General features: G+C 70.1%; 23 protein-coding genes and 1 pseudogene. 8 read left to right on the top strand and 16 right to left on the bottom strand.

Features of this window, described 5'->3' with window-relative positions:
* Nucleotides 1–7: 7 nt before the first annotated feature.
* Both ACQEXA_RS31835 and ACQEXA_RS31830 read right to left on the bottom strand, forming a co-directional pair.
* Entirely contained in the window at nucleotides 8–1264 is a 1257-nt protein-coding gene (locus tag ACQEXA_RS31835; protein ID WP_432929134.1) for a M20 family metallopeptidase, read from the bottom strand.
* Nucleotides 1261–1998, bottom strand: coding sequence for a trimeric intracellular cation channel family protein (locus tag ACQEXA_RS31830; RefSeq protein ID WP_432929136.1), 738 nt, complete (start codon nucleotides 1996–1998; stop codon nucleotides 1261–1263). The genes ACQEXA_RS31835 and ACQEXA_RS31830 overlap by 4 nt, the downstream gene beginning before the upstream one ends.
* Before the next feature lie 339 nt (nucleotides 1999–2337).
* Here ACQEXA_RS31830 and ACQEXA_RS31825 point away from each other — a divergent pair, with 339 nt between their 5' ends.
* The gene (locus ACQEXA_RS31825) at nucleotides 2338–2547 is read left to right on the top strand and encodes a hypothetical protein (protein ID WP_432929138.1); all 210 of its coding nucleotides are present in this window, start codon (nucleotides 2338–2340) and stop codon (nucleotides 2545–2547) included.
* 211 nt (nucleotides 2548–2758) lie between these two features.
* Here the strand turns inward: ACQEXA_RS31825 and ACQEXA_RS31820 are convergent, their stop codons facing one another.
* Entirely contained in the window at nucleotides 2759–3592 is an 834-nt protein-coding gene (locus ACQEXA_RS31820; RefSeq protein ID WP_432929140.1) for a COG4705 family protein, read from the bottom strand.
* A gap of 116 nt (nucleotides 3593–3708) precedes the next feature.
* Here ACQEXA_RS31820 and ACQEXA_RS31815 point away from each other — a divergent pair, with 116 nt between their 5' ends.
* Nucleotides 3709–4962, top strand: coding sequence for a COG4705 family protein (locus ACQEXA_RS31815; RefSeq protein WP_433131785.1), 1254 nt, complete (start codon nucleotides 3709–3711; stop codon nucleotides 4960–4962).
* A gap of 166 nt (nucleotides 4963–5128) precedes the next feature.
* Nucleotides 5129–6409, top strand: coding sequence for an IS256 family transposase (locus ACQEXA_RS31810; RefSeq protein ID WP_432938879.1), 1281 nt, complete (start codon nucleotides 5129–5131; stop codon nucleotides 6407–6409).
* Between the two features lie 401 nt (nucleotides 6410–6810).
* Here ACQEXA_RS31810 and ACQEXA_RS31805 read toward each other — a convergent pair whose 3' ends face one another.
* Nucleotides 6811–7974, bottom strand: coding sequence for a metallophosphoesterase family protein (locus tag ACQEXA_RS31805; protein ID WP_433131783.1), 1164 nt, complete (start codon nucleotides 7972–7974; stop codon nucleotides 6811–6813).
* A gap of 144 nt (nucleotides 7975–8118) precedes the next feature.
* Between ACQEXA_RS31805 and ACQEXA_RS31800 the strand changes: the two genes are divergently transcribed.
* Entirely contained in the window at nucleotides 8119–8292 is a 174-nt protein-coding gene (locus ACQEXA_RS31800; RefSeq protein WP_432929146.1) for a hypothetical protein, read from the top strand.
* Nucleotides 8293–8425: 133 nt separating this feature from the next.
* Here the strand turns inward: ACQEXA_RS31800 and ACQEXA_RS31795 are convergent, their stop codons facing one another.
* The 9 genes from ACQEXA_RS31795 to ACQEXA_RS31755 form a co-directional block, all read right to left on the bottom strand.
* A complete protein-coding gene (locus ACQEXA_RS31795) occupies nucleotides 8426–9133 on the bottom strand; it encodes an SDR family oxidoreductase (RefSeq protein ID WP_432929148.1) in 708 nt (235 codons plus the stop codon).
* A 520-nt stretch (nucleotides 9134–9653) separates the two neighbouring features.
* Nucleotides 9654–10445, bottom strand: a complete 792-nt coding sequence (locus ACQEXA_RS31790) for a hypothetical protein (protein WP_433131781.1) — start codon at nucleotides 10443–10445, stop codon at nucleotides 9654–9656.
* Nucleotides 10446–10455: 10 nt separating this feature from the next.
* Nucleotides 10456–10977 carry an RNA polymerase sigma factor gene (locus ACQEXA_RS31785; RefSeq protein ID WP_432929152.1) on the bottom strand — a complete coding sequence of 174 codons (522 nt, stop codon included), beginning with the start codon at nucleotides 10975–10977 and terminating at the stop codon, nucleotides 10456–10458.
* 357 nt (nucleotides 10978–11334) lie between these two features.
* Nucleotides 11335–11607 (bottom strand): hypothetical protein, encoded by a 273-nt coding sequence (locus tag ACQEXA_RS31780; protein ID WP_432929154.1) that lies wholly within the window; start codon nucleotides 11605–11607, stop codon nucleotides 11335–11337.
* A gap of 78 nt (nucleotides 11608–11685) precedes the next feature.
* Entirely contained in the window at nucleotides 11686–12228 is a 543-nt protein-coding gene (locus ACQEXA_RS31775; RefSeq protein WP_432929156.1) for a DUF6518 family protein, read from the bottom strand.
* A 484-nt stretch (nucleotides 12229–12712) separates the two neighbouring features.
* The gene (locus ACQEXA_RS31770; protein WP_433131779.1) at nucleotides 12713–13477 is read right to left on the bottom strand and encodes a class I SAM-dependent methyltransferase; all 765 of its coding nucleotides are present in this window, start codon (nucleotides 13475–13477) and stop codon (nucleotides 12713–12715) included.
* A gap of 285 nt (nucleotides 13478–13762) precedes the next feature.
* Nucleotides 13763–14731 (bottom strand): ATP-binding cassette domain-containing protein, encoded by a 969-nt coding sequence (locus ACQEXA_RS31765; RefSeq protein WP_432929159.1) that lies wholly within the window; start codon nucleotides 14729–14731, stop codon nucleotides 13763–13765.
* On the bottom strand, nucleotides 14728–17553 hold the full coding sequence (locus ACQEXA_RS31760; protein WP_433131778.1) for an ABC transporter permease: 2826 nt from the start codon (nucleotides 17551–17553) through the stop codon (nucleotides 14728–14730). Before ACQEXA_RS31760 ends, ACQEXA_RS31765 begins: the two co-directional genes overlap by 4 nt.
* 1 nt (nucleotide 17554) lies before the next feature.
* Entirely contained in the window at nucleotides 17555–20854 is a 3300-nt protein-coding gene (locus tag ACQEXA_RS31755) for an FtsX-like permease family protein (protein ID WP_433131776.1), read from the bottom strand.
* 175 nt (nucleotides 20855–21029) lie between these two features.
* On the opposite strand from ACQEXA_RS31755, the gene ACQEXA_RS31750 reads away from it, so the two are divergent.
* The 3 genes and pseudogenes from ACQEXA_RS31750 to ACQEXA_RS31740 all read left to right on the top strand — a co-directional run bounded on the left by ACQEXA_RS31750 (nucleotide 21030) and on the right by ACQEXA_RS31740 (nucleotide 23120).
* Nucleotides 21030–21770: an ABC transporter ATP-binding protein gene (locus tag ACQEXA_RS31750; RefSeq protein WP_432929165.1), complete on the top strand. Its 741-nt coding sequence runs from the start codon at nucleotides 21030–21032 to the stop codon at nucleotides 21768–21770.
* Nucleotides 21771–21926: 156 nt separating this feature from the next.
* Nucleotides 21927–22565: pseudogene (locus ACQEXA_RS31745) on the top strand (patatin-like phospholipase family protein); the annotation flags it as partial.
* Nucleotides 22566–22745: 180 nt separating this feature from the next.
* Entirely contained in the window at nucleotides 22746–23120 is a 375-nt protein-coding gene (locus ACQEXA_RS31740; protein WP_432929167.1) for an HGxxPAAW family protein, read from the top strand.
* A gap of 175 nt (nucleotides 23121–23295) precedes the next feature.
* On the opposite strand, the gene ACQEXA_RS31735 is transcribed toward ACQEXA_RS31740, so the two are convergent.
* Both ACQEXA_RS31735 and ACQEXA_RS31730 read right to left on the bottom strand, forming a co-directional pair.
* Nucleotides 23296–23874 (bottom strand): GNAT family N-acetyltransferase, encoded by a 579-nt coding sequence (locus tag ACQEXA_RS31735; protein ID WP_433131774.1) that lies wholly within the window; start codon nucleotides 23872–23874, stop codon nucleotides 23296–23298.
* A 217-nt stretch (nucleotides 23875–24091) separates the two neighbouring features.
* Nucleotides 24092–24541, bottom strand: a complete 450-nt coding sequence (locus tag ACQEXA_RS31730; RefSeq protein ID WP_432929171.1) for a hypothetical protein — start codon at nucleotides 24539–24541, stop codon at nucleotides 24092–24094.
* Between the two features lie 402 nt (nucleotides 24542–24943).
* Between ACQEXA_RS31730 and ACQEXA_RS31725 the strand changes: the two genes are divergently transcribed.
* On the top strand, nucleotides 24944–25564 hold the full coding sequence (locus ACQEXA_RS31725; protein WP_432929173.1) for a DUF4328 domain-containing protein: 621 nt from the start codon (nucleotides 24944–24946) through the stop codon (nucleotides 25562–25564).
* A 90-nt stretch (nucleotides 25565–25654) separates the two neighbouring features.
* Here ACQEXA_RS31725 and ACQEXA_RS31720 read toward each other — a convergent pair whose 3' ends face one another.
* A complete protein-coding gene (locus ACQEXA_RS31720) occupies nucleotides 25655–26446 on the bottom strand; it encodes a PP2C family protein-serine/threonine phosphatase (RefSeq protein WP_432929175.1) in 792 nt (263 codons plus the stop codon).
* Nucleotides 26447–26479: the final 33 nt, after the last annotated feature.

Raw genomic sequence — 26479 nt, 5'->3', positions numbered from 1 at the left:
GTCCCGGTCACGTGCCGAGCCAGGCGAGTACCGCAACGGTCAGGGCGCTGACACCGGTGTCCAGGGTCGGCTGGATGACGGGGGCAAAGGTGGGGCTGTGGTTGACCGGAATGTCCCGCGCGATCGTGCCGTTCTTGGCCGCCTGGGCATACAGGTCGGGGTCGATGCCGCCGATGCCCCAGTAGGTGAATGGCGCGTCGAACGCTTTGGGGATCTCGCTCATGTCCTCGCTGGCGGTCTGCAGGTCGATGGTGTGTGCGTCCTCACCGAAGTAGGCCGTGAATGCTTCGGCGACGCGCCGGGTCGGGGCCTCGTCGTTGACCGTCGGTGGGAAGGTGACGGTCTTTTCGATCTCAGGTGCCTTCGGTGACCGGGACGCCTCGCACTCGGCCTTGACGATCCGTTCGATCGCGTGGAGGACCTTGGTGCGCGAGGCGTGGTCGTAAGTGCGGACGTTGAGCTGGATGACCGCGCTGTCGGGGATGATGTTGGGGTCGGTGCCGGCATGGATGCTGCCCACGGTGACGACGGCGGGGGTGGTGGCGGCCACTTCCCGGGAGACGATGGTCTGCAGGCGCACGACGATCATCGCGGCCATCACCACGGGGTCCACTGCGGCCTGAGGCATGGAGCCGTGTGCGCCCCGGCCGTGGACTGTGATGCGCAGGCTGTCCGCTGCCGACAGGAACGGCCCGGAGCGAATGCCGACATAGCCGGCCGGATACGGCAGGACGTGTTGGGCGAGTACCACGTCGGGTCGAGGTGACCTGGACGTCAGACCATCATTGATCATGGTGTCGGCGCCGTCGCCGTTCTCCTCCGAGGGCTGGAAGAGCGCCACGAAGGTGCCCCGCCAGGCATCCTTGGCCCGAGCCATCAGCCGTGCGCAGCCGATCAGACAGGTCACGTGCACATCGTGCCCGCAGGCGTGCATCACAGGCTGCTCCGCGCCACCGTCGGCGGTCACGGAGACCGTGGAGGCGTAGGGCAGGCCGGTCTGCTCTCGCACCGGTAGGGCGTCCATGTCGGCGCGGGCCATGACGGTCGGGCCCTCGCCGTTGGCCAGCATTCCGATCACGCCGGTGCCGCCGATGCCGTCGGTGACCTCGTAGCCGAAGTCCCGCAGGGCATCCGACGCCTTCTGTGCGGTGCGGTGCTCCCGTAGCCCGAGTTCGGGGTGTCTGTGCAGGTCCTTGTAAAAGTCCTCGAGGTAGGAGCGGATGCCGTCCAGGCCGGCCAGCACAGTGTGGGCACGGTCGGTCATGAAGACTCCTTGCCCGAGCGCGGCCCTCTCCCGCGGCGGGAGCGGCGTCGCATCAGCGAGGCCAGTTTGGCGTGCGGCTGCCAGGCCAGACCACTGGGAAGGTTCCAGCCGTAGTGCACGGCGGTGAGCCGGAAGACGAAGGCCAAGGCGATGCCCAGGCCGATACCGACCTCAGGGATGCCGAGGTACCAGCAGAGCACCGTGACCGCTGCGACCACCAGGGCCACGGTGGCGTACAGGCCGTTGCCGCCGAAAACGGCCGGCCTTCGACCGAGCACGACGTCGCGCAGGGCGCCACCTCCGACGGCGGTAAGGGTGCCCAGCAGGACGGCCGGAAGCCAGCCCAGGCCGACCGCCAGCGTCTTGTTGGCGCCCGCGACCGCCCAGAACCCGATCACCGCGGCATCCAGCGCGGTGAACAGTCGGGACCAGGACTCTTCACTGACCTGGATGAGGAAAGCGATCACGGTACCGGCGAAGGAGGTCAGCAGGTAGGCATAGTCGGTCAGGGCGATCGGGGTGCCGTGCTGCAGCAGCACGTCCCGCATCAGGCCTCCGCCCAAGCCGGAGACGATGCCGACCACCAAGAACCCGAACAGGTCCAGGCCGGCCGCACGGGCCACAGCGCCACCCAGCAGCGCGCACGAGAAGACGCCGGCAAGGTCCAGGTAACGCGTCGCAATGTCAATCCCGGCAGAGAGCGAAGAAGACGACATCACGGACGTATTGGACATGAGGCGAGCCTACTCACGGTCCCGCCTTCGTAGCCTGCCCGGCGCACCTCTAGGGGCAGTCGGCGGAGCCGGGAAGGGCCCGGTCTGATGCACGGGCGCTCCGGGCAAGGGTGTGAGTCGGCCCCGGGCAGTGCCCCTGGGAAGCGGTCAAGGCCGACGCCGATGCCTTCGGCAAGGGCCGCCGACCCCGCCACCGGGGCCAGGCCAGGCCGCCGAGGAGACCCCCGAAGCAGGCGCTCGGCGAAGTTCGTACGGGACAAAGAGGTCCGGTCGCCATGCGGTCCTCCGAGTCGCACAACCGTACGGACCTGCCTACGGATCAACCAGTAACCTCAGCTCATGGCCGACATCACACCGCTCCGGCGTCGACTCGCAGCCACCGCGCTCATCGTCTGGCCGACGCTGTCACTTGCCGGGTGGGGTCTGGCCCGCATCCTCGGAGGCCCGGAGGACCTCGCCGACTCCGCCGTGAGGGTGGCCGCGCTCATGGTCGCCGTGGCGGTGGTCATGAGGGTGCGCCAGTGGCGGAAACGCCACCGGCCCGGGTAGGCGCTCTGTACAGCGGCGCAGCACAGCAACCACCGCGCCGGCAGCCGACCGTCACGGACCTCAGACGACCAGCTGACCGGCCGGGCAGACCTCAGCGACCCTCACGCCCTTGGTTCGCATCGAGGGGCGCGCACGTCGAGCGATGGCCTGACTCGGCCATGGGGACTCCACCGCCACCACCGGCGCAGGCCATCGCTCCCTCCACCTGCCGCTACACGCGTGCGGGGGCGGATTCCGGTGCGGCGGCGGGCTCGTGCTCGCCCTGGACGTCCGCCTTGGTCACCGACAGGTAGCCGACCATCACCACGATCAGGGCAAGCAGGACCAGAGCCACCGGCCCGTCGCCGAGTCCGAGACCTCCGACGGAGCGGGGCTTTCCGAGGCCGTCGGCGATCGACGCGCCGAGCGGACGGGTGATCACGTAGGCGGCCCAGAAGCAGAACACAGGGTTCCAGCGCAGCCAGCGGTACCCCACCGCCGGGATGAGGATCAGCACCGCGAACACGGCCGCGGAGGTGAAGTAGCCCAGGTGCAGGGTGAAGGCGGTGAAGTCACCCAGCGCGGTGCCCATGGCGAAGGTGGCGACCACGGTCGCCCAGTAGAACGCCTCACGGCGCGGGGAGTCGATGCTGTGGATCGACAGAGTGCCCTCGGTGCGGCGCCACAGCCAGAACACGGCCAGCAGCAGCACCGCGTACAGCACACTGGAGACGGTGTAGGGCACGCCGAGAGCCACGTGCATCACGTCAGCGGCCATCGTCCCGAAGATGCCCACCATGGCGACGGCGAACCAGTACGACCACGCCCGGTAGCGACCCTGGCGGAACTGGACCGCAAGCGCGACGAGGAAGGCGACGAATCCGAGCACCACGGCGAGCTGCGGCACCATGACCTGGACGAGATAGTCCGAGGCCCCCTCCCCCAGCGCCGTCGACAACCCCTTTGCGATCCAGAAGGCGGCGACGATTCCGGGGACGCGAACCGCGCCTCGGAAGGCGCCTGCGGCTGTGCTGCCCGAACGGGCATGACGAGCAATCGAAGTCACCCGGCAAGCCTACGGATCCGTCACGGCATTTGTCTACACACTTGTAGACAGTTGCCGTTGCGCAGACGCGAGGGTCACTCCCTCCGTGCTGCCACCCGTTGCACGTGAGGGGTTACATGACGACCACAACGACGCCCGACAGTCTTCGGACGCCCTCTCGGGGGATGCTGAACAAGGTCCCCGAGGTCACGATCTGGTTCTGGGTCATCAAAATCTTGTGCACCACGGTCGGCGAAAGCTTCGCTGACTGGATCAACATGAACCTCGGTGTCGGTCTGATCAGCACCGCATTGATCTTCACCGCCGTGCTGGCCGGCGTCCTGGGCTGGCAACTCAGCACCAAACGCTACATCCCGTTCGTGTACTGGCTCACGGTGGTGGTGGTGAGCGTGACCGGCACCCTTTACACCGACATCCTCACCGACAGCCAAGGTGTTCCCCTCGCGCTGAGCACCAGCGTGTTCGCCGGCGTTCTCGCCGTTGTCTTCGGGATCTGGTACGCCCGCGAGCGGACCCTGTCGGTCCACAGCATCATCACCCGTCCCCGCGAACTCTTCTACTGGCTCGCGGTCCTGGTCACCTTCGCCCTCGGCACCGCGACCGGCGACTGGACCCTGGAGCTGACCGGCTGGACGCCGGGCGTCTCCGTGCTCCTTCCCCTCGGGTTGATCGCCGCGATCGTCCTCGCATGGCGTCTGGGCGCCAACGCGGTGCTCTCCTTCTGGCTGGCCTACATCCTCACCCGCCCGCTCGGCGCCAACCTCGGTGACTGGCTCGGGTCGCCCAGCAGCGAGGGCGGTCTGGGCCTCGGCACCGCGGCGACCAGCGTGATCTTCCTCTTCGCGATCCTCACCACGGTCGTCTACCTCACGTTCAGCCGCAGCGATGTCATCGAGACCTCCGACCCGACCCGCACTCCACGGGCGGTGAACCCGGCGCGTGAGCGCATCATGCTCGGTTACTACGCCGTCGTAGCGGTCGCGACTGCGGCGCTTCTCGTCTGGGCACACCAACAACCCCACGCGGCGGCGGCCGGCGAAAATGACACCCCCGCACCCGCGACCGCCCATCTCACCCCGAAGCAGGCAACGTCACCGTTTCCTCCAGTCGAGATCGCAAAGTTCCGCATGATCGCAGCCGACACCCTGGGGAAGCTCAACTCGGGCGATCAGGCGGCCGCGGCCACCCGGGTGACCGACCTCGAGACCGCATGGGACGCCGACCAGCCCACCCTCGAGCCCAAGGACGAGCAGGCCTGGCACTTCCTCGACAGCGAAATCGACCCTGTCCTGACCGCGCTACGCGCTCCGAACCCGGACAGTGTCACCGAGGTCAAGGCACTCAACGCCCTCCTCACCTCGCTCAGCTGACCAACCACCATGACCGACTGCCCCGGCGCCGGGGCAGTCGGCATCAACACCGTTGCGTCCAGCCGGTCGGTGGTGCGTCAAGCCGCTGATGGCAGCCCTGCCGGGAGTGTCTAATCAACGGCGGATCTGCTGATCAAGGGAGAGACGCCACGTGAGCGAGATGACGATGGAGCAAGGGTCCGTGGAGGAGTCGGCAGGCAATGCGACGCCATCGGCCGCGTCGGACGAACAGCTCGTCGCGATGCTCGTTGACCGGGCACGTAGTGAGGGACTGCAACTGACTGGCGAGGGCGGGCTGTTGCAGATGCTGACCAAGCGGGTGCTGGAGTCCGCCCTGGAAGGCGAGATCACCGATCACCTCGGCTACGAGAAGCACGATCCGGCCGGGAAGAACAACGGCAACAGCCGCAACGGCACCCGGGCGAAGACCGTACTGACCGACATCGGTCCGGTGGAGGTGAAGGTGCCCCGCGACACCGCCGGCAGCTTCGAGCCGCAGATCGTCAAGAAGCGGCAGCGCCGCCTGACCGGTGTCGACGAGATGGTGCTGTCCCTGTCCGCGAAGGGTCTCACCCACGGGGAGATATCGGCTCATCTCGCCGAGGTGTACGGCGCCGAGGTGTCCAAGCAGACCATCTCCACCATCACTGACAAGGTGATGGACGGCATGGCCGAATGGCAGAACCGGCCGCTCGACCGCGTCTATCCGGTCCTGTTCGTGGACGCTATCAATGTCAAAATCCGCGACGGTCAGGTCGCGAACCGCCCCATCTACGTCGTGATGGCCGTGACCGTGGACGGCACCCGCGACATCCTCGGCATCTGGGCCGGTGACGGCGGCGAGGGCGCGAAGTACTGGCTGCACGTGTTCACCGAGTTGAAGAACCGCGGCCTGGACGACGTGCTGATGCTGGTCTGCGACGGACTCAAGGGCCTCCCCGAGGCCGTGGAGACCGTCTGGCCTCGCACGATTGTCCAAACGTGTGTGGTTCACCTGCTGCGGAATTCGTTCCGTTACGCCGCCCGCCAGGACTGGGACAAGGTTGCCAAGGCCCTCAAGCCCGTCTACACCGCTCCCAGCGAGGACGCGGCGACGGAGCGGTTCCTGGAGTTCCAGGAGTCCTGGGGCCAGAAGTATCCAGCGATCGTGAAGCTGTGGTCGGACGCCTGGGCCGAGTTCGTGCCCTTCCTCTCCTTCGACGTCGAGATACGCAAGGTCATCTGCAGCACGAACGCGATCGAGAGCGTCAACGCCCGCATACGCAAGGCCGTTCGCGCCCGCGGACACTTCCCCAACGAGGCCGCCGCCCTCAAGTGCATCTACATGGCGCTGATGAGCCTGGACCCGACCGGGAAGGGCCGCAAGCGGTGGACCATGCGCTGGAAGGCCCCACTCAACGCCTTCCAGATCGCCTTCGAGGGCCGCCTGACCCCGAGCAACAACTGACCGCTCAACAACCAAGATCAGCCGTTAAATTGACACACCCGCCCTGCCCGCGCTCCGCACCCACATCGGCTCCCACATCACCGGAGAGGTGACTGGCACGCCGAGCACAACTACCGGGTGAGGGTGTGGCTGTGAGAGTGGGAGACGTCTACCGAGTGACCGTTCTCGGGCCTTCCCCGAACCGTGCGAGGTCGGTCGAGACAACGACAGAAGCCCACGGCTTCCGAACTGGTCGGAGCCGTGGGCTTGTTCTGTCTCGCGGGTCAGCCCGATGGCTGATCAGTACACCGGCGCCTGATCAGAGCCGGGTTCTTCGTCTCCTTGGCGTGTGCCGCCAACACCCGTTCCGTCCGGATGAGGACGTCGGGGATCGGTGTGAGGGAAGGGTGGGGCCTGGGGCCTCACTTGCAGGCGCCGCTGCCGGAGTCGCTGTACTGCAGCGCCGTGGAGTCGAAGCCGGGGCCGGGCAGGACGGGCTTGTAGTCCCAGCTGTAGCTGTGGGACTTGAGAGTGAGCTTCATGACGCCGAAGGCGCTGGCCTGGGCGGTGACCACATTGGGGTTGTCGTAGTTGCCCGGCGTGCCGGCGAGGGTGTCGATGGCCTCGCCGCCGGAACCGACGATGAACTCCGGGATGCCGTGGGTCGGGTCGGACTGACCGGCCGGGTTCATCGGGCGCAGCCGTGCGTACGCGTGCTCGTGGCCGTTGAGGATGAGCGTGGCGTGGCGCTGGTAGAGAAACTTCCACCAAGCGTCGGTCGCAGCACCCTCGGTGCCTCCGGCACCCGGCGCGGACGCGGGCAGGGTGGCGGTCGAGGTCGCCGTAGCGCTGAAGGTCGGCTGGTGCCAGTACGCGATCGTGCACGGACGCGTGTTGGCGGCCAGGTCCTGCGAGAGCCACTGGGTCTCCTGGCCGAGGAGGCCGTTGCCCGTCGTGGAACAGTCGTGCTTGAACGTGTCGGAGTCGCACTCGGCGTTGAGCGAGATGATGTGCCAGTTGCCGAGGTTGTAGGAGTACCACCCCTGGTTGTCGGCGGTGTCGTCGCCGGCCTGGCCCTGGGTGTTCGGCGTGCCGGCCTGGTCGTGGCCGTTGAAGTAGCCGAAGTAGCCGACACCGTTCTGCCCGGCCTCGTTGTCGCCCTTCTTGGTGTACGGGTAGTACTCGTGGTTGCCCGGCGCCGGACGCTCGAGCATCTTCAGGCCGCCCCATGCCTGCTCGAAGGACTGCTCGAAGTCGGTCAGCTTGCCGACCTGGTACTGCTCGTCGCCCAGCAGTGCCACAGCATCGGGGTGCATGTCCGTGGCCTGCTTCGCCGTGGCGAACTCGGCGCTCATGCCGCCCAGAGTCGGGCTGCCGCACTTGAGCGACGTCGGAGTGGTGGCGTTCTCGGCGTCGTCGGACTCGCAGGCGATGTCGCCGACAGCCGCCAGGGTGTACGACGCCGCGCTGTGGTGGGCGTAGGGCCAGTCGTTACCGCTCTGGTTCGCGGCGGCGACGGCGGTGCCGGTGACCGCGAGGACGATCAGACCGACAGCTGCGGCGGAGACCTTGGTGACGCGTCTCATGTGCGTGTCCTTCCAACTGGAGGAGTGGCCAGGCACGTTAGGCAGTCGATCTGGCAGTTGCTACATACACGCTCTGACGACTCGGTGAACTCCGTCCGTGGCGGGACAACTGCGTCATCCCTGCTGCGGCATGATCGATGCGGTATGAGGCATGGCTGGTCCTGGTCACCGAAGGTGTCCCACCACAACGGGCGAGGTCCACAGTTCGAACCTCCGCCGGAGCAGGACGCGACCAAGCCCCTCCTGGCAGCACCCATCGAGATCCGGCCGGTGGAGAGCGACCCCCGCGACGACCCCGACAAGGGCGTGATCCAGTAGCAACCGGCTGTTTGAGCCGTCACAGCAGAGCGTGTCGATGCGGTATCCGCACGGGACCGCCATCAAGTCCCACGTGAACAGCCGGACCTGCGCTCCGGTGTCGAAGTACCCAGTCGCCGTGTCCGCTTCTCGGTCAGCCGACGCTGGCGCCGCCGTCGACGCGCAAGGTCTGGCCGGTGATGAACGCGGCGTCTTCGGAGAGCAGGAAGCAGATGGCGGCGGCCAGTTCGCGGGGTTGACCCAGGCGACCGAGCGGAACACCGGCGACGTAGCGGGCTTCGCCGGGCGATCCGGGCGGGTTGTGCCGGCGGAACAGCTCGGTTTCCGTCGGACCGGGAGCAACCGAGTTGACGGTGATTCCCTCGCCGGCGAGTTCGCCCGCCCAGGCGCGAGTGCAGAAGTCCAGCGCTGCCTTGGCGGCTCCGTACGAGGTTCGCTCGGGCAGACCGAGGGTGACGAGGCTGGTGACGTTGACGATGCGGCCCCAGCGCTGCTCGGCCATTCCGGGCAGGACTGCCTGGGTCAGTTGTACGGCGGTGCGGACGTTCAGGTCGTAGACGGTCAGCAGGTCGTTCAGGTCCACTTCGGGCAGCAGGGCGGGGCGGACGATCCCGACGTTGTTGACCAGGGCGTCGACGGTGCCGCGCTGCAGGATGTCATCGAGGGTGCGCGCGGTGGCGGCGCGATCAGCGAGGTCCACGGTGTAGAACTCGCCGGGGAATTCCGGTGGAGCGGAGCGGGCCAACCCGATCGGATGGTGGCCGTTGACGTTCAAACGATCGGCCACCTCATAGCCGATGCCTCGTGACGCGCCGGAGATCAGCACTCTTCTGGAAGACACGGCTTCGGACTCCTCAGGGATTCACGGGGGCGGGGGCCGAACGTGCGAGCCAATGCGTGGAGGTGAACTGGTTAAAGGGCCGCATCCCACGGTTGTCTGCGAGGCAGGACGTGCCGCGCCGGCACGCCGTGCTGCGTCGCGACGGGCCACGTCCCTGTTGTGGTCCAGCCGTAAAGGTGTCCCTTCACATGCTGCGGTGCGGGAATCGCCTACATCCAGTCAGCGTACGCCGCTACTGGCGGGCCGACCTCCGAGGCATTTTCACAATTACCAAAGAGGACGTCTTATTTCGTGAGGCCCTGGTCTTCAGCCTTCCGCGACTATTTCTATTTCATTTTCTTGCCCGCGGAGCGAAGGTTTTCGCAGGCCACGCTGTGTGCTCAGCGCGACCCTGGAAAACTGGAGCCGGATGACGTGGCGGCCGGTGGACTGGGCGATGCGGGTGACGGAGCGGTAGGACTTCCGGGGCTCGACCGGGCGGCCGCTCCGTGAGGTCGGAGCGGCCGGCCGTGTCGGCTCCTCAGTCCTTCGGGAAGATGGAGTCGCCGGAGACGGTCCGGGTGGAACCGTTCTTGAGGGTGATGTCGACCTTGCCGGCGCTGCCGGTCGGTTCGGCGGACGGCCACCAGGCGGTGAACCGGCCGTTCTGGATGGTGGCCTCGATGGTGCGGTCGCCGTCGTGCAGGGTCACAGCCTTGACATCGGTTCCCACCGAGCCCACGAGGTAGTTGAGGCCGGTGCTCCCTTCGCCGTGGCCGCCGGCCGAGTCCACCTCGACCGCGTTGCTCGCGAGCTTCTTCACCGGGCCGATCACCTCGGCCATGCCGTGGCCGACCTTGTCGGTGAGGCAGTAGGAGATGGTCTTCCCGTCGGTGACGACCACAGAGGTGATCGAACCGCGCACGTCCAGGTTGGCGTACGAGACCGACGTGCCGGAGTAGTCGCTGCCCAGAGCCTTGACACACCACTTCTCGGCGGCGATGGCGACGGGCGAGGCAGCCGGCAGACGACTCGGGGTGCCGGTCCAGCTCGCGAGTTCCGCCGCGGGCAGCACACCCGAACCGGACGCGCCGTGCGAGGCCTGACCCACGACGGCCACGACCGCGGTGGCGGTGACGGCTCCGGCCGCCACCCAGAGCAACGGGCGACGACGACGAGGCGGGGAGGCAGGCTGCGAGGTGGACACCGCACTGTTCATCACGGTACGCAACAGATGTTCCTTACGGTTGCTTTCGGCTTCGGTCAGCTCGCGGACGGGAGCAGCGTCCAGAGCGGCCAGCAACCGGGGGAGGTTCTTCTCGTGATCGTTCACGTCTCTTCCTTCAGTGCGCCGGAGCCGGAGCGGGGACGGTTCGACCGGTCGGGCCGAACAGCTTGGCCAAACGACGTTTGGAGCGGGAAAGCCGCATCGTGTAGGCCGCGCGTGAGCAGCCGAGCACGGTGGCAGCGTCCCGGTCCGTGAGGCCCTCCCAGACATGGAGCGCCAGTACTTCCTGGTCGGCGGCCGACAACCGCCGCCAGGCGGCCACCAGGTCCATCCGCTCCTCGGCCTGGGTCAAACCGTCGTAGCTGTCGTCGCCACCGTTCTCCATGACACGCACCGCGACAGCCGTCTGACGGCGCTGCCCGCGGTGGGCGTTGAGCATCGCGTTACGCGCGGTGCCGAAGAGCCACGGACGTGGGTCCTCCGGCAGCTCGCTGCGACGACGCCACGCGGCGAGGAACGTCTCACCGACGATGTCGTCCACGTTCATCGGGTGAGCACGCCGGCGGACGAACCGCAGCACGTCCTCGTAGTGAGCGCGGTAGACATCGGTGAACTCGTCCTCGCTGTCGATGGCCATGGCTTCCTCTCGCTGCTTCCGTCCCTACGTGTCCACCACCCGTGACGGTGCAACGCGAGAGTTCGAAGAAATTTGCGCTGGCCCCCAGCAACTCGGACAGGGTACGCGGCAGCCGAACGACAGAGGTCGTCCCAGGTCATCGGGGTCGTCACAGGCCGCCGCAGGTGACAGCCCAGGGCTCGTGACCGGTCTCAGCAGGGATTGACCGTTCTCAGCGGAGATCGCCTACCGCCGAGTGATCACGAACGTGTTCCGCGAAGATCCCGGTCGGGCAGATGAAGGAGGGCCACGGGTACCTGGGACACCGGTCCCTGCGACAACGACACCGCGGCAGCCTCGGCGACACTCAGCGTCTGATCACGAACGATCAAGGCCCAGTGCGTCTGGAAGACCCCGGATCCAGGCGGCTCGGTCCGGCTCGTGCGAGGCCACACGCTCCAGCGCCTCGAGGAACCGCCGGCGCTCACCAGAGTCCATTCCGCCCAGCTCAGAAGCGATGCCTTCCAGAGTGCTCAACGCCATGTGCGAGTCGTGCCCCACCTGGCCGAGATCCTCCAAGGTCGCCAACGCCGTCAGAAGGGCCTTGACCACTTCGTCTCCCTGAACCACAGCCTCACCCAGCGTCGACACGACTGATCAGGAGAGGATGCTGTCATCGCGGAGGCGCCCAGGACACCACCGGTGCCAAAGCTCCGTGACTGCTCGGCTTTACCTTTCGCTGCGGCGCCGCCGGTTGATCAGCACTGTGTGTGCGACCAGGACGACACAGGCAGCTACCGCTGCAAGGCATGCAATGGTCCACGCTGTCTCACCGACTGGCCCCTGTCCGGAGACCTCGGCTCGCAGCCGCGCCGACGTCTCCACGACAGCCAGCAGCGGGATCATCAGCCGAAAGGGGAGACCGCGCAGTCCACGCTCGCGTGCCAGGTTCCCCGCCAGCCCCAGAATGGGCCCGGCTACCAGAGCGACTGCACCCCATGCGACCGTGGCCGACAAAAGCCCGGCCCAGGTGGTGTGCGTGTGCACCGCGTAGTAGGCAGTGACAGCCGCTGCCAGGGACGCTGCGGCCAGGGCGGCGGACGCGACCCTCGATGCGCAGGCGAGGCCGACACAGAAGGCCAGGGCCGACCAGGGCCATGCCTCGTTCAGGACGAGATACACGGCACGGCCTGCCGTGGAGGCGTTCGTCTCAAGAAGGCGGGTGAGGACTCCGAGTGCCGTACCGGCTGCCAGCGCGGCCGCAGGTGCCAAGATGAAGGAGCGTGATGAGAACACGGCGTTCCACAGAATCCTTTTCGGTAACCAGGCGTCTGAGACCCGGCCTCTGCACGAGTCAACGGCCGTCGTCGTGGGTTCACGGCTGCTGCTCGCTCAACCCAGCCGGTGAGGTCGCTGGGATGTGAGGCGCTGAGTGACTTACTGATGTGGTGCGGCGGTTCCCCGGCCTGACTTCGCGGGCTGGAGCTCAGCCGCGCCGGCCGACGCAGCCGGGGCGATGACGGCTCTGGTGGTCAGGGCCGCGGCGAGCAGTACGGACTTACCCAGAGCTTTCAAGGTCAACCCCGATTCGCATGGGCAGCGTTGGATCGTCTGGAGCGACAACTGGCCTCAACTAGCCCTGATCATGGGGCAGTTGAGGTGATGAGTTCCTTCCATCAGGGCGACCCACTACGGGGACACAGCCGCCGAATCGTAGCGAACCACCGGCACACCGTCCGCAGGGTGGTGGAGTCACCTACCTGCCGGCGTGTGCCACGAGCAGCGGCTGGAAGAAGCCCGTCTCCTGCGGCATCCGCCACTCGGGGTCCATAAACCCCGCGTCGGTCACGAGGCCGGCCAGCCGGTCCCGGCCGAGCGCCCAGTAGACGGTCCGGCGGACCTTGACGCGCCATTCTCCGTCACCCGGCAACAGTTGGAAGTGCTCCAGGTCGTAGCGCTCGCCGTCCTCGTGCCAGTGCCAGAGCTGGAAGGTGACGGTCCGTTCTTCCCCGTCCGCGGACTGGTGGACCTGTGGAGGCGCTGAAACGGGGCGGTTACGCAGCAGGTCATCGTAGGGGCGGGTACTGAGCAGCAGCAGGCCGGCGGGACGCAGTACGCGGCGCATCTCCGCCAGGGCGGCGTGGACGTCCTGCTCCGTCAGCAGATGAGGCAGGGCGTTGTCGGCGCAGACGACGGTGTCGAACTGGGCATCGCGAAACGGCAGTCGTCGCATGTCGGCGGCGGCCGTGCACAGCGTCACGTTCCGCTGAGCGGCTTCACCGGCAGCGCGCGTCGCGGCGCGGGTGCTGAGGTCCGTCCCGGTGACGCGGTGCCCGCGCAACGCCAGGCCGATGGCCTGCGTGCCGATGCCACAGGAGCAGTCGAGCACCGACGCATCCTCCCGGCCGATCAGACCGTCGAGGACCTCTCCCTGCCGACGCATGCTTGCGTCCCAGTCTGCGTAGATCAGGTGGTAGTCATCTGCCAACTCGTCATAGAAATGTGCCACCGAGGTCCGCATGACCTGAGGCTATTGGGCGTGAGGCCCAGCGCAAGGTCCCGGGCTGATCACGGTCCGGGCCTCGACGCGAGCGACGCCGGTGGTCACTGACGACTGGATGACGTCAGTCTGAGCCCGGCTGCGGAGGCCGTACTCCCCGGCTTCACCGGCCCGTACGAGACGCGCCGCCGAACCGGATGCGAAGAGCGCAGGCGCCGTACCCGCGACGGCATTGCGCACCTCGTCAGCGTCACCGACGCCGCAACTCGGAGACACCCCCCGAGGGCAACCGGGCACCGCTACGGGCTACGGCGTCTCGTCGGGCCGCACCGTGATGTGGTCGGGCTCCAGTTCCAGCAGGACCCGCTCGCGGATCTCCAGGGCCTGGGTGAAGTCGCGCGGCAGTTGGAGGCGGCCGGCGCGGTCCACGGTGGCGTACTCTCGGGCCGTGGTCGTGGTGCGCCCCTGGTCGTCGGTGGTGGTGCGGCGCAGGACCTCCGAGGCCGTGCGGCCGTCGCGGATGGCGACGGTGCGGTCGACCGCGGAGGCCACGGTGGTGTCGTGGGTGACCAGGACGACCGTCGTGCCGAGTTCCTTGTTGACGGTGCGGAAGGTGGCGAAGACCTGCTCGGCGGTGGCGGAGTCGAGCTGGCCCGTGGGCTCGTCGGCGAGGACCAGGGCCGGGTGGTTGGCCAGCGCCACGGCGATGGCGGTGCGCTGCTGCTCGCCGCCCGACATCTGATCCGGACGCCGGTCGCGGCAGTGGGCCACGCCGGTCATCTCCAGAAGCTCCGCGGTGCGGGCGGCGCGCTGCCGCCTGCCCTTGACGATGCCGCTGAGGCGCATGGGCAGGGCCACGTTCTGGGCGGCCGTGAGGTAGGGCAGCAGGTTGCGCGCCGTCTGCTGCCAGACGAAGCCCACCACTTCGCGCCGGTAGCGCAGCCGGGAGCCGCTGTCCATGGCCAGCAGGTCGAAGCCCGCGACCGAGGCGCCGCCGGCGGTGGGGACGTCCAGGCCCGCCAGGATGTTCAGGAGCGTGGACTTGCCGCTGCCCGAAGCGCCGACCAGGGCCATGAGTTCGCCCTTCGCGACCAGCAGGTCCAGCCCCTGCAGGGCCTGCACCTCCCCTCCCTGGCCGGCGAAGATGCGCACGAGGCGGTCGCACACGATCAGCGCGTCGTGGCCGTGAGCGGGTTGCTCCCGCTGCTGCGCGACGCGCCGCTCCAAGTCGGCGAGCGTGAGCTCGTCCGGCGCCGCCGAGGTCTGTTCCGTCATGTCTGGTCCCCCATCCTCAGGTTCGCGCCTTCGCCGCGCCGTCCGGTCAGCCATGCCTGGGCCGCGAGCACGGCGCACGCCACGGCCAGCAGTCCCGCCGACGGCAGGACGAGTGCGAGCGGGTCGGTGTCCAGCACCACCGCCGGCACGTCGGCCATCGGCGGCCGGCTGGTGAAGGCCAGAGCGGTCAGGTCGACCCCGGGCCGCAGCAGCGGGACCACGGCGAGACCGGTGAGCATGCCGCCGACCGCCCCGAGCAGGATCTGCGGCAGCATGTCGAGCACGGCGAGCCACTGGCGCTGGCGCGCCTGCATGCCCATGGTGCGCAGCCGGGCCAGCGCGGTGCGGCGCTGCGGTGAGCTCTGCAGCAGGAAGAGCAGCAGGGCCAGGGCGCAGTAGCCGCCGCCGGCCGCGACCACCGCCAGATACACGCGCTGGGCACCGGACTGGAGCGCGGTGGTCTTCAGTGCCGCCCGCTCCTGTGACCGCAGCTTGACGGCCAGTCGGGCCGACGCCTGGTGAGCGGTGGTGCGCAGGGCCGTGCCGTCGACGTGGCCGCCGGTCACGTACAGCGCCGTGGGTTCCAGAGCGGACGCCTCCAGCCATTCGGGATGGGCACCTGCCACGGCCTTCATCGACACGATGACGAAATTCCGGCCGTCCGGCACCACGGGGACGGCGTCCCGTGTCGCCACAGCCCGCACGTCGAAGGGGCCGGCGGACGTCCGCATGGTGATCGGGTCGCGGCCGAACTCCGTTGCCAGCCGCGGGGACACCACCGCGGCGAGCGCGCCCGCACGGCGACCGTCCAGCACCGCCGCCGGGAAGTGGCCGTCCACGCCCGTCACCGCGGCGAGCCGCGCATAGGACGCGGGGTCCACCATGAGCAGGTCGTACGTGATCCCACCGCGCTCCGTGTGCTGATCGGCATCGATGCGGACGGCCGCCACGTCGCGCACGCCGCCGAGGCGGTGGACGCGTTCCGCAAGACCGGACGGCAGCGCGGCCGGCGCCTCGATGCTGGCGTCCGCGCCGACGTCCGCGAGGGCCGCCCGGTCCCGCCCGGCGGCCACCCCGGACAGGACCGCACCGCCGAACGAGGTCACGGTGAGCGCCACCAGGACGGCGAGCAGCGGCAGCGTGGCCGTGGCGGGAGCACGGCCGGCGCGCGCCACGCCCAGGGGGAGGACCGCACCCCGGAGGCGGGCCGCGGGCCGGGCGAGCAGCCGTAGCGGCAGCGGATACAGCCGGAGCAGCACCACTGCGGCGACCACCGCGACGAGGACGGGAGCGGCCGCGGTGAGCAGGTCGAGGCCGCCGTCCGCCGTACCGCGGCGGCGCAGCGCCAGCACGGCGCCGGTCACGACGAGGACGACGGTCAGCTCGGCCACGGTGCGGCGCCGCGAGGGGCGCGCGCGCACGAGGTCCTCCGGCTCGCCCGGGCGCACGGCGCGGACGGAGAGCAGGGCACGTAGGGGCGGAGCCAGCGACGCGACGGCCGCGACCCCACTCGCCGCCCATACGGCGGCCGCGGAGCGCTGGGTGGGAATCAGCAGCAGGGCGAGGACCAGTCCGGCGGCCGCGGGCGGCACCGCCGTGAGGGTGCTCTCACCGAGCAGACGCACCGCCAGGCCGCGAAGGCCCGCTCCGCGGGCGCGCATCAGCGTCAGCTCCGTGCGCCGCCGGGCGGCGGCCAGTTCGCCGGCCATGAGCAGCACGATGACGGCGACCGTCCCGACGCCGACCGCCGCGACCATGATCAATGGCTCGGTGGCAGCCCGTTCCCTTCCGAACGGCTCCACGAGGGTGGCCAGACCCTCCTCCTGGACGGTGAACCCGCGCAGCCCGGTCAGCTGCTGGAGCCGCGCGGCCAGCGGGCCGCTGGTGAGCGCGGTGACACGGTCCACCACGACGGAGGCGTTGCGTGCGGTCAGGGCGTCGGTGTCGGCGGGGTGGTGCCAGTAGGTGGTGACGCCTTCGTGCAGGCCGAGTAGGGCGCCGGTGGCCCTCTCGTCGACGAGGGCGGTGAAGTGCCAGTAGAACTCGGGAGTGGCCGCCGGGGGGAGCTTGCCGGGCACAGTGGACAGCGTCGGCACCTGGAGGTCCGGCTCCGCGTTCCAGTAGGAGGCCTTGGCGTGTTGGGGCCGGACGACGCCCGTGATCCGCACCGTCAGCTTGGCTCCGCCCGCTTCGGCGAGATGGACCACGGAACCCGTGCGCAGACGCATGATGTGCGCCGTGCGCTCGGTGACGGCCGCCTCGACGGTGCCGGCGCCGGAGCCCGGCCGGGGCAGTCGTCCGTCCACGACGTGCGTGAAGCGGTCGAGGTCCGGCTGGGCGACGAGGGTGGCCTTCGGGTCGGTGCTCGGGGTCGGCCGGGGCATGTACGGGTCCGTGGCGGGCACGGCCTGAGCCGTCCGCACGCCGTAGACGTTCTGCCGCCCGTCCAGAGCGAGGGGCGGGCGTACGACGCTCTGGAACGTCGATTCGGTCGAGGTCAGGGACCGGGGGGTGACGAGGGACTTGGCGTCGTAGGGGAAGGACAGCCACGACACGTCCAGCGTCGCCGTGACGCTGCGATGGGCCACGCTCGCCCCCGCCACGGTGTCGCGCAGGGCGGAGTCCTCCTGGACGTCGACCGCGCGGGGCAGCGCCGCCGCGAGGAACGCGGTGATCAGAACCAGCAACGACAAGGCCAGCGTGGCGCCGGGTGCCGCGCGCAGACGGGTGCGTATCCAGGGGGCTGTGCCGGTGGGCGCGATGCCGGTGGGCGCGGTGCCGCTTCCGGCGTGCGTGTGCCGACGGCGCGGGAGGGCGGGCATGTCATTCACCTCCCTGGCGGCGCAGGGCCTGGGCAGGTTCGCCGGACCGCAGGGCCGTCAGTACGACCACGAGCAGCGGTACCGCCGTCACCGCGATCAGCAGCCGTGCCACCGGGCCCGCGGGCAGCTCGACACGGAGGGCCGGGAGCGGACGGGCCGCCTGCGCCGTGAGGACGATCAGCGGTACGACGAGGCGCGTGAGCAGAACGCCCAGGGCCACGCCCACGGCCACCGCGACGGCCAGCAGCAGACCCTGCTCGGCGGCGGCCCCACGGGCCAGCGAGCGCCGGGAGGCGCCCAGGGCCCGCAGTACCGCCTGTTCGTCCGCACGCTCCCGGTACGCGCCGACCGCCGCGACGGCGCAGCCCACGGCGGCCAGCACCGCCGCGGCCACCACGGCTGCCGGGAGGCCGGCCTGCGGGCCCGCACCGAGCGGGTCGGCCTTGAGCCTCTCCCACTCTTCGTCCTGGACGAGCACGGAGGCGGCATCGGCACGGCCGCGCAGCACCGTCGCCACACGGGAGGCGGCGCCGTGGTCCGTGGCGAGCCACCACTCGTCGGGCTCCAGTACCACCCCGCCGTGATCTGCCAGGGCCCGGTTCACGGCGCGCAGGTCGAGCAGCAGGGCACCGCCGTCATCGGTGGCCGGCGGCACGACCGTGGGCAGGGCGCGTACGGCCGCGGTGACGCGGACCGTCAGCGTCGTACTGCCCAGGTTGACGTCCGCCGTCTGGCCCACATGCGTACCCGTGGCGCGGAGGAAGGCTTCGGTGGCCAGCGCGGCCGGTACGGGGACGGCGGCGGTGTCGGCCCGCAGGACGAGCTCTCCGGTCATGACCTCACTCGGATCCTGCGGCGACGCCTCGTGCCCGGTGCCGTATCTGACGGAGAGCGGGGCGGCGGCGGTGGAGCGGGACGCCGTGGCCCGCGGCGCGGAGGCACCCGGGATGGGGGTCAGCACGCGTGCGCCCCAGACGGCACCGGCGGGCACCGGGACGGCGCGTGTGCGTCCGTCGGTCAGGACGGCGTTGAGCCCGGTGACCGACAAACGGTGCTCCTCGGCGTGGCGCGGCAGGCGGTAGCCGGCGTTGATGCCGGTCAGCCGCAGCGGGCCGGCGGGGACCGCGCCCTGGGCCCGGCCGGACTCGGCGGCGAAGTCCGCCGTCAGCACGTGCGGGCGGCCGTCGGCGGGCAGCGTGCCCAGGGGGAAGGTGTACGGGACGCCGTACCGGTCCGTGACGGTGGCGATGAGACGCGGGGCGTCCGTGCTCCGAGGCGACGTGCCTGCCGGGCCGAGCACCTCGAGGCGGGCGGTGATCCTCAGCCGGCCGGCGTTCTCCGGCAGTACGAAGCCCGCAGATCTGCCCTGCGCCTGCGCGCCGGAGTGGAGGGGCCCGAGCAGCCGGCGCGGTGAGCGGTCCGCCAGGTCGTCGCGCCAGTGGAGCACCCCGGCCGCGGCCTCGGTGTCCATGGCCAGCACGGTGGCGTCGCGGTCCTGGGGCAGGGAGACCTGGGTGCGGACAGCGGGGGCGGCGGCCACGATGCCGGGAACGCCGTCGTAGACCCCACCCTGGGCGAAGGACGGGGTGGACGAGTCGGCCACGCGGAGGTCCGCGCCGACCGCGAAGTCGGCCTGATCGCGCTGGGAACGCGCCCAACTGGCGTACTCACCGGTCGCGAACACCCCCATCGCCACGGCGAGCACCACCAGCAGCACCGGGCCCGCTCCCCGTCCGGGCCGGCGGGACACCTGCCAGCCGGTGAGCGCCGTCGCCAGTCCGCGGGTGTCGGCGGCCCGCCGCTCACCGAGCCGGGCCGCGAGCGGCAGCAGCCGCAGGGCCAGCACCGCGCCCGCGCACAGGCAGAGCGCCGGCGCGGCCACGAGCACCGGATCGACCCCCAGGGCGCCGCCCGTGTCGACCGTCAGGACTCCCGAGCCCGAAGCGCGGCGGGACAGCTGCCAGTAGGCCAGCACCGCGACGACGACGAGCGCCACGTCGGCCCCGGCCTTGACGATCCCGGGCAGCTTGTCCCGGCGCCGGCCGGTGTTCCGCTCATCGACGTACGTGCCGGAGCGGCGCAGTGCCGGGCCCACGACGGCGAGCGCGCAGACCAGCGCGGTGACGGCGGCCACGGTCCAGGTCCCGGCCGGTGAGCCGTCGAGCCGCACCTGCGCGCGGGCCAGCGGGCCGTGGCCGGCCAGCAACCGCAGCAGCGGGCCCGCGAGCAGGGGCGCCACCACGACTCCGGGCAGCGCGAGCAGCAGGGCCTCGACCGCCGCGAGCCCCGCCACGCGGGCGCGGGAGGCGCCACGGGCCCGCAGCTGCGCGATCTCGCCTGCCCGCTCCCCGGCGAGCAGGCCGGCCACCAGGAGCAGTGCGAAGGCCGCCAGGAGCACCACCTGCAGGGTGCTGATCAGCACCGTGGACCGGCTCACCAGGAGTGTGCGGCGCAGGTCCGTCAGCAGATCCGGCAACTCACTGTGGGCTCTAACGGATCCGTTGGTCGACCGCTTCAGGTCGTGCAGCGTCTGCTGCATGCTGTGCCGCAGACGGTCCATCCGCGCCGTGGTCATGGCGGAGAAGTCAGCGCGGGCCTGCCAGGACATGTGGTCAGGTGCGACGGCCCCGGAGGTGAAGGCGCCGGGGTCCGCAAGCATCGGGCCGTACGTGGTGAACGACAGTGTCCGCACACCCCGGCCGCTCAGCGGGTCGAGCCGCCAGTACAGGTCGGTACGGTCGACCGGCCGGTACAAGCCCGTCACCCGTACGTGCAGCGGCCGGCCGTCGCGCCGGTCGCTGAGAGTGATGCGGTCCCCGGTGTGCAGGCCCAGCGCCCGGGCGGCCTGTTCGGGCAGGGCGACGGGAACCGGGCGTCCGGCCTCGGGCGGGCCTGGACGCGTTCCGCCGGTCATCGTGACCCGCGAGGGGTCGAGGGTGGCCAGCAGCGTCAGATCGGTGTCGGGGTCAGGGGAGGTGCCGACTGCGCGGGGCAGGCCGTAGGAAGCGGACTGGATGCTGGCGGCCACCCGTACCGGCATGCCGTCGAAGGCTGCAGGAACGGTCCTGCGCACGGCCGTGTCGAGTGCGGCGCGGTTGGTCGGAGTGACATCCGCGTCGGCCTCGACCAGGGTGCGCGCGGCCGCCTGGTCCTGCAGGGCACGCTGCAGCCCGGCGTCCCCGACCGCTCCGCTGAACGCCGCGAGCGATGCCAGTACGCAGGTGGTGAGCACCACACAAAGCAGCGCGGCACCCAGCAGCAACCAGTGCGCGCGTGCGCGCAGCAACACGAACCCCGTCAAAACTCTCCCCGCCACCGTCCCGCGCACCCCCGCAGAGGTACGCAGCCGGCCCCGTCCCCCGGCGAAGCCTCCCCTGTTCTCCCTTTGTTGCTGCGGTCATGAGAACACGAGGCACAACGTACCCGTCCGTCAGGGGTCTGTCAGGTGATCCACAGGCGCGATTATGCTGACCGCCATGAGCGAACGGGTGCTGGACCGGGCGGACGGCCCGACGGGGGGTGAACCGGCACCACCGGACGGCAACATGGTCACGGTTCACCAGGTCACGCGGACCTACGGCCGCGGGGACACCGCTGTGCACGCCCTGCGCGAGGTGTCGTTCGCTGTGCCGCGCGGAGAGCTCGTGGCGCTCAAGGGGCGCTCCGGTTCCGGCAAGACCACCCTGCTGAACGTGGTCGGCGGGCTCGACCGCCCGGACTCCGGCAGCGTGCGCGTCGCCGGGACCGAACTGGTGGGCCTCGGTGAGAAGGAACTGCTCGAACTGCGCCGCGACCACATCGGCTTCGTCTTCCAGTCCTTCGGCCTGCTGCCCGTCCTCACCGCGGCGGAGAACGTCGGTGTCCCGCTGCGCCTGCGCAGGACCGAGCGCCGCGAACGCGAGGACCGCGTCGCCCTGCTGCTCAGCCTGGTCGGCCTCGAGAACCACGCCGCCCAGCGCCCCGGTGAGTTGTCCGGCGGCCAGCAGCAACGCGTCGCCATCGCCCGCGCCCTCGCCAACCGCCCCTCCCTCCTCCTCGCCGACGAACCCACCGGGCAGCTCGACGCGGAGACCGGCCGCTCCGTCATGGAACTGCTGCGCGCGGTCGTCCACAGCCAGGCCGTCACCGCCCTCGTGGCCACCCACGACCCCCAGCTCCTGGCCATCGCCGACCGCGTCCTGGAACTACGCGACGGGCGGATCGTCCCGGCGGAGTGAGCACGGGCGGGCCGGCGCAGGCCGGAGACCGCTGGGACGGCGGGCTTCTCCACGAGCTGCCGGCGGCTGCGACCCGGTGGGGCGGCCGCCCCACCGCACTCACGTGCCCTGTACGTGGACTCGCACTCACCGAGCAGTTCGCGCAGCCGGTCCCCCGGGGCAGACGCGGTCCGTCCCCCGGTGACAGCGCGCCAGACAGCGCGCTTCCTCTGGGCGGCGCTCGGCTCCCGCGATCCCCAGCGGTCCGTCGAACGCCTCGCCCGTGCAGCGCTGCACGCCCCGACCGGCCCGGAGTCCGACGTCTTCGACACGGTCGGCACACTCCTGGGCGACGTGCACGACTGGCCCGAGCGAGAGCTGCGGATCACAGCGATCGACGCGCAGACCGGACAACTTGAGGTGTTCGACGCACACTCCGGAGTGACACTCCTCGAGGCCGTCGCGGCGAGCTGTGCCGTGCCCGTCGTCTGGCCGCCGGTCACCGTGGCGGGCCGACGCTGGATGGACGGCGGCAGCCGTTCGACCGCCAACCTCCAACTCGCGCGCGGATACCGCCGGGTGCTGGCGGTCGTGCCGATCCCCCAGGCAGTCGGGCCGCATCCGAGCGCCTCGCAGCAGGCCGCGGAACTGTCGGACGGCGGGACGCGTGTGACCCTGCTGTCCCCGGACCGCGCTGCGCGCCGCGTGATGGGCCGCGACATGACGGATGACACGCGCCGGCTGGCTGCCGCCCGCGCGGGCCATGCCCAAGCCGGCGCGCTGGCCCCTTCGGTGGCCGACGTCTGGCAGGGGTGACGTGCGGTCAGAGTGGCGTGTACTCGGCGAGCATGTCCGTGAAGCGCGTGCCGTACGGCCCGTGGACGGCCTGCATCTGCTTGGCGCTAACTGGGACGGGGATGACACGCACGACGGATTCCTCACCCACCAAGGGACAACTGCCAGGCGCCGTTGGCGGCGGCGCGGGGAGGACAGCACATGAGCGGTCACCACGACGAAGGCCACACCATCGCCGGATGGTCCGGTTTCAGCATCGCCACGGTCGGCGCAACGGTCGTCGGCGCGGGCGTCGTCGGCTGGCGCCCGGGGATCTGGCTCGGGTCGGCCATCATGGCGGCGGCGGCACTGGTCGTGTGGGTCCTGCACCTCGCGGGCTGGGGCAAGCCGCCGGGCCCGCGACCTGCGGACCAGTGGGGTGCCTGGGTGCGGGACCGCACCGTACGCGAGGGGCACCCAGGCTGCCTCGGCTGCCGGCTGGCGGGACGGCGCGGCGCCACGACCAGCACAGACGCCGCGCCCGAGCCCTCCACCTCCACCGCCCACGCGGAGGCCCCGGCCGCCGGGCCCTCTTGAGGGGTACAGCCGTCTCACGAGGGGCCGGCGCCGAGTCCGGTGAAGCGGACCGGCAGGCGCCACCGTGCCTGACTGTGTGACGACGCGGATGCACAGCGGGCGGGCAAGTGGCCCAGGTCTGTGCGCCATCGCCACAGGTGAGTGCAATCGCGATCCCTGCGGGAGGCGCTTCCGGCTAGGCGAGCTCGATGCTGAGCTGGGCGCCCAGTTCCTGGAATCCCAAAGCGGCCGCGACCCGTCGAGAGGCGAGTGGCCGAGCACACCATTGCGGCAGCAGTCCCGCGGCGAGGGCGTGTGCCACAGTTGCCGAAGCCGTCACCTTAGCGAGGCCTCGTCCCCGCCAGGCAGGATCGGTCAACACACTGATATGGGCGACCCGACCCGGCCAGGCTTGGTATCCGGCAGCGGCGACCACCCCACCGCCCGCGCGGATCACGAAGGCCGGCGAGGTGATGTCCCTGAGAGCGGCCTCCCCGGCATCGTCCTCGCCCGCGGCGACCTCCAGTCTTCGCAGATCAGGATGGTCACCAGGAAGTCGCCGCACAGCCAGGGCGCCCGGAGAGGCCGAACGGAATGCGTCAGGGGATGCGTAGGACAGCGTGGCGGGGCCGAGTACCCGGACTACCGGCAAGACCTCACACACCGCGTCGGCATCGGTGACCGCCTCCACCGGCAGCGCCGCCAGTCCATCCCGAACCAAGGCTGCCGAGCGCTCGGTTGACGCGGTCACGATTGCTGCACCGCCCAGGGACACGACGCCGACCCAGCCGGCAGGGCAAAGGCTCGACTCAGGCGAGGCGACAACGCTGACGCCTCCCCTTGGTGCGAACGACACGGGCGCTGCCGCCAGGCCCTCCCACAACGCACGGGCCCTGGCCAGCAAGGGATCTACCGGCATAGTCGGATCTTGTCAGCTCAGCGCCAGGTATCACAGAGGTGTCGGTCGGAGGTGAACGGCCATGGACAGGGCCCTAGACACAGATCCAGCAGTACAGACGATGCCCTCGTTCGACCGCCCTGCCCGCCAAGTCGGCTGCCCGGTCGAGGAACTCGGCAAGGCCGTCCGGGTCCGGCGCCGTGGAGAAGACGTCTGATGCGGCCCAATCCAGGGCAATACCTCGCAGCGACGCCCGGTCGGCCACAGCGAGCGCATCACGCAGGGAGTCCGTGAGCGACAGGCACACGAGCTGCCCGTCCTCGATCATGGCGACCAGGTGGCCGCGCCGGGGGTCGGCCTGAACTGCTTCGGCCGTCCGGCCCGTGAGGAGCACTTCGGCCGGCAGCAGGTCGAGGGTTGGGTCCATGGCATTGACATCGAACCCGTCATAGCCCGTCGCGGTCGGCTCGTCGTCATCGCGCACAACGGCACGGACCGCGTCGTCGTCGTCAGCGGCGGCGAAGTAGCCGAAAAGAACGCCCATGCCGGGATCTTGGCACCCTGCACTGACAGCCGAGATCAGCCGATCCTGTCGTCGCCGGGCTCAGCAGGTGCAGGGCCGCGTGCCGCAGTCGTGCCACATGCAGCGGTCAACAACGGACCGGACAGGCGAGTTTGCAGTAGTCAGGCCCATGCAGCGCACCGCAGGTCACTCGCCGAGTCGGCGGCAGGTGATGCTTGACGTCTGGCCCAGACATCGTGGCTTCCTGTCTGGGCGACCCCGCCAGGGCTACGTCAAGCCCGGCAAGCGGGCCGTGACTTCCGTTCGGACCAACGACTAAAATCCGCTGCGACCTGCGGAAAGTCCGCACAAGCGGGCCTCCGGAGGTACGGCATGCGTGGAAAAGTGGCGTTGCCGCGTGGGCTCGCCCCATGGACGTGCGGCATGCTCGTCTGCTTTGCGTTGCTGACGGTGGCCACCGAGGTGGCAGGCTGGCACAAGTACCAGGTGCTACAGGCACTGCCGCTGAGGAAGTCGGACGACGGCGAGGCTCTGGTCAGGGCCGACATGTGGTTCGGGAACCTGACCGGGTGGTTGCAGGGGTCGTTCCTCGTGACCATGCTGCTGTTCTTCCTCTGGCTCGACAGCATGCGCTCACTCGCAGAGACCGTTTGGCCTCAGGGACAGCGCCGCCACCGTGCTTGGGAGCTCTTCGGCTGGCTGATTCCACTGGCGCAGCTGTTCGTACCGAAGATGTTCGTCAACGACCTGTGGGCTGCCGCCCAGCCAGAGGCGCGACGCCGTCGCGGTAACCCCCTGCTGACCGTGTGGTGGCTCACCGTTCTGGCCGCCGGCTACTGGGCCACGCTCGACTACTCGCCCCTGAAGCACGCTGTGACAGCAGACAAGGCCCGCCAGGCGCTGCGGCATGTGATGCTCAGCGATGCTCTGCACATCGGAGCCGCCGCGCTGACGATCGCCGTCGTCTGGCGGCTGAGCGGCATCCTGCACCGCGCCGTGATCGAGGGGCAGCAGCGAAGCACCGGCGGATTCGCACAAGGATGAGGCCCGGCAAGGACGAGGCTGGATCTCAAAGCCTGCGCCGGAGTGGGCGTCGTCTTCGGCCGATCGATGGCGTCCGCCGGCCCGCGGCAGTCACGTACGCCGGATGACCAGCACCGCCACGTCGTCGAGGTGGTCCACCGCGACCGCGGCGTCGAGGACCCGGTCGGCGGTCCCCTCCGCGTCCAGTCCGTCGCGAAGTGCCTGGGCGGCCAGCGTTCCGGCTCGCTCCAGTCCGGCCTCCAGCGTGAGACCCGGTCCCTCGACCACGCCGTCGGTGACCATGACCAGGGCGCTGTCCTCGTCCAGGATGAAGCTCTCCTCGCGGTACTCGGTGTCAGGCAGGATTCCCAGGACCGGCCCGCCCGGCAGTTCGTGGATGCTGTGGCTGCCGTCCGTGCGCGGGCACAGCATCGGCACATGGCCGGCGCTGGCGCCGATGATCCGTCGGTCGCGCGGGTCGAGATGCAGCATGGTGCAGCTGGCGAACCGTGCCACGCCCATCGTGACGAGCAGTTCGTTGGCGCGCGTCAGCACGGTTGCCGGATCCGGTTCGTGGGCGGCGATCGCGCGTATGGAGGCGCGTATCTGCCCCATGGCCGCAGCGGCGTCCACGTCGTGGCCTTGGGCATCGCCGATCTCCAAGGCGATCGCGCCGTCGGGCATGACGAAGGCGTCGTACCAGTCTCCGCCGATGTCCAGTCCGTCCCGGCTGGGCCGGTAGCGGGCGGCGACCTCAAGGCCCGCCAGGTGCGCGGGCAGCCTGGGCAGCATGGTCTGCTGCAGCGCCGTGGCCAGCTCAACGCGCGCCTGCTGCAACCTGATGCGCCGCAGCGCCTGGCCTGCCAGGTCGGCCAGCGTGCCCATGAGGGTCCGCTCGTCCAAGGACGGCTGGTGTCCGCTGCCGAAGAACACCAT

Source organism: Streptomyces sp. CA-106110 (assembly GCF_050936285.1).
Taxonomy (GTDB): Bacteria; Actinomycetota; Actinomycetes; order Streptomycetales; family Streptomycetaceae; genus Streptomyces.
This window is presented reverse-complemented; position numbering and strand designations above follow the sequence as displayed.

Coding starts and splice junctions, on each gene's coding strand:
- ACQEXA_RS31835 (WP_432929134.1), bottom strand. CDS start 1,264: ATGACCGACCGTGCCCACACTGTGCTGGCCGGCCTGGACGGCATCCGC.
- ACQEXA_RS31830 (WP_432929136.1), bottom strand. CDS start 1,998: ATGTCCAATACGTCCGTGATGTCGTCTTCTTCGCTCTCTGCCGGGATT.
- ACQEXA_RS31825 (WP_432929138.1), top strand. CDS start 2,338: ATGGCCGACATCACACCGCTCCGGCGTCGACTCGCAGCCACCGCGCTC.
- ACQEXA_RS31815 (WP_433131785.1), top strand. CDS start 3,709: ATGACGACCACAACGACGCCCGACAGTCTTCGGACGCCCTCTCGGGGG.
- ACQEXA_RS31810 (WP_432938879.1), top strand. CDS start 5,129: ATGGAGCAAGGGTCCGTGGAGGAGTCGGCAGGCAATGCGACGCCATCG.
- ACQEXA_RS31805 (WP_433131783.1), bottom strand. CDS start 7,974: ATGAGACGCGTCACCAAGGTCTCCGCCGCAGCTGTCGGTCTGATCGTC.
- ACQEXA_RS31800 (WP_432929146.1), top strand. CDS start 8,119: ATGAGGCATGGCTGGTCCTGGTCACCGAAGGTGTCCCACCACAACGGG.
- ACQEXA_RS31785 (WP_432929152.1), bottom strand. CDS start 10,977: ATGGCCATCGACAGCGAGGACGAGTTCACCGATGTCTACCGCGCTCAC.
- ACQEXA_RS31770 (WP_433131779.1), bottom strand. CDS start 13,477: ATGCGGACCTCGGTGGCACATTTCTATGACGAGTTGGCAGATGACTAC.
- ACQEXA_RS31765 (WP_432929159.1), bottom strand. CDS start 14,731: ATGACGGAACAGACCTCGGCGGCGCCGGACGAGCTCACGCTCGCCGAC.
- ACQEXA_RS31760 (WP_433131778.1), bottom strand. CDS start 17,553: ATGCCCGCCCTCCCGCGCCGTCGGCACACGCACGCCGGAAGCGGCACC.
- ACQEXA_RS31750 (WP_432929165.1), top strand. CDS start 21,030: ATGAGCGAACGGGTGCTGGACCGGGCGGACGGCCCGACGGGGGGTGAA.
- ACQEXA_RS31740 (WP_432929167.1), top strand. CDS start 22,746: ATGAGCGGTCACCACGACGAAGGCCACACCATCGCCGGATGGTCCGGT.
- ACQEXA_RS31730 (WP_432929171.1), bottom strand. CDS start 24,541: ATGGGCGTTCTTTTCGGCTACTTCGCCGCCGCTGACGACGACGACGCG.
- ACQEXA_RS31725 (WP_432929173.1), top strand. CDS start 24,944: ATGCTCGTCTGCTTTGCGTTGCTGACGGTGGCCACCGAGGTGGCAGGC.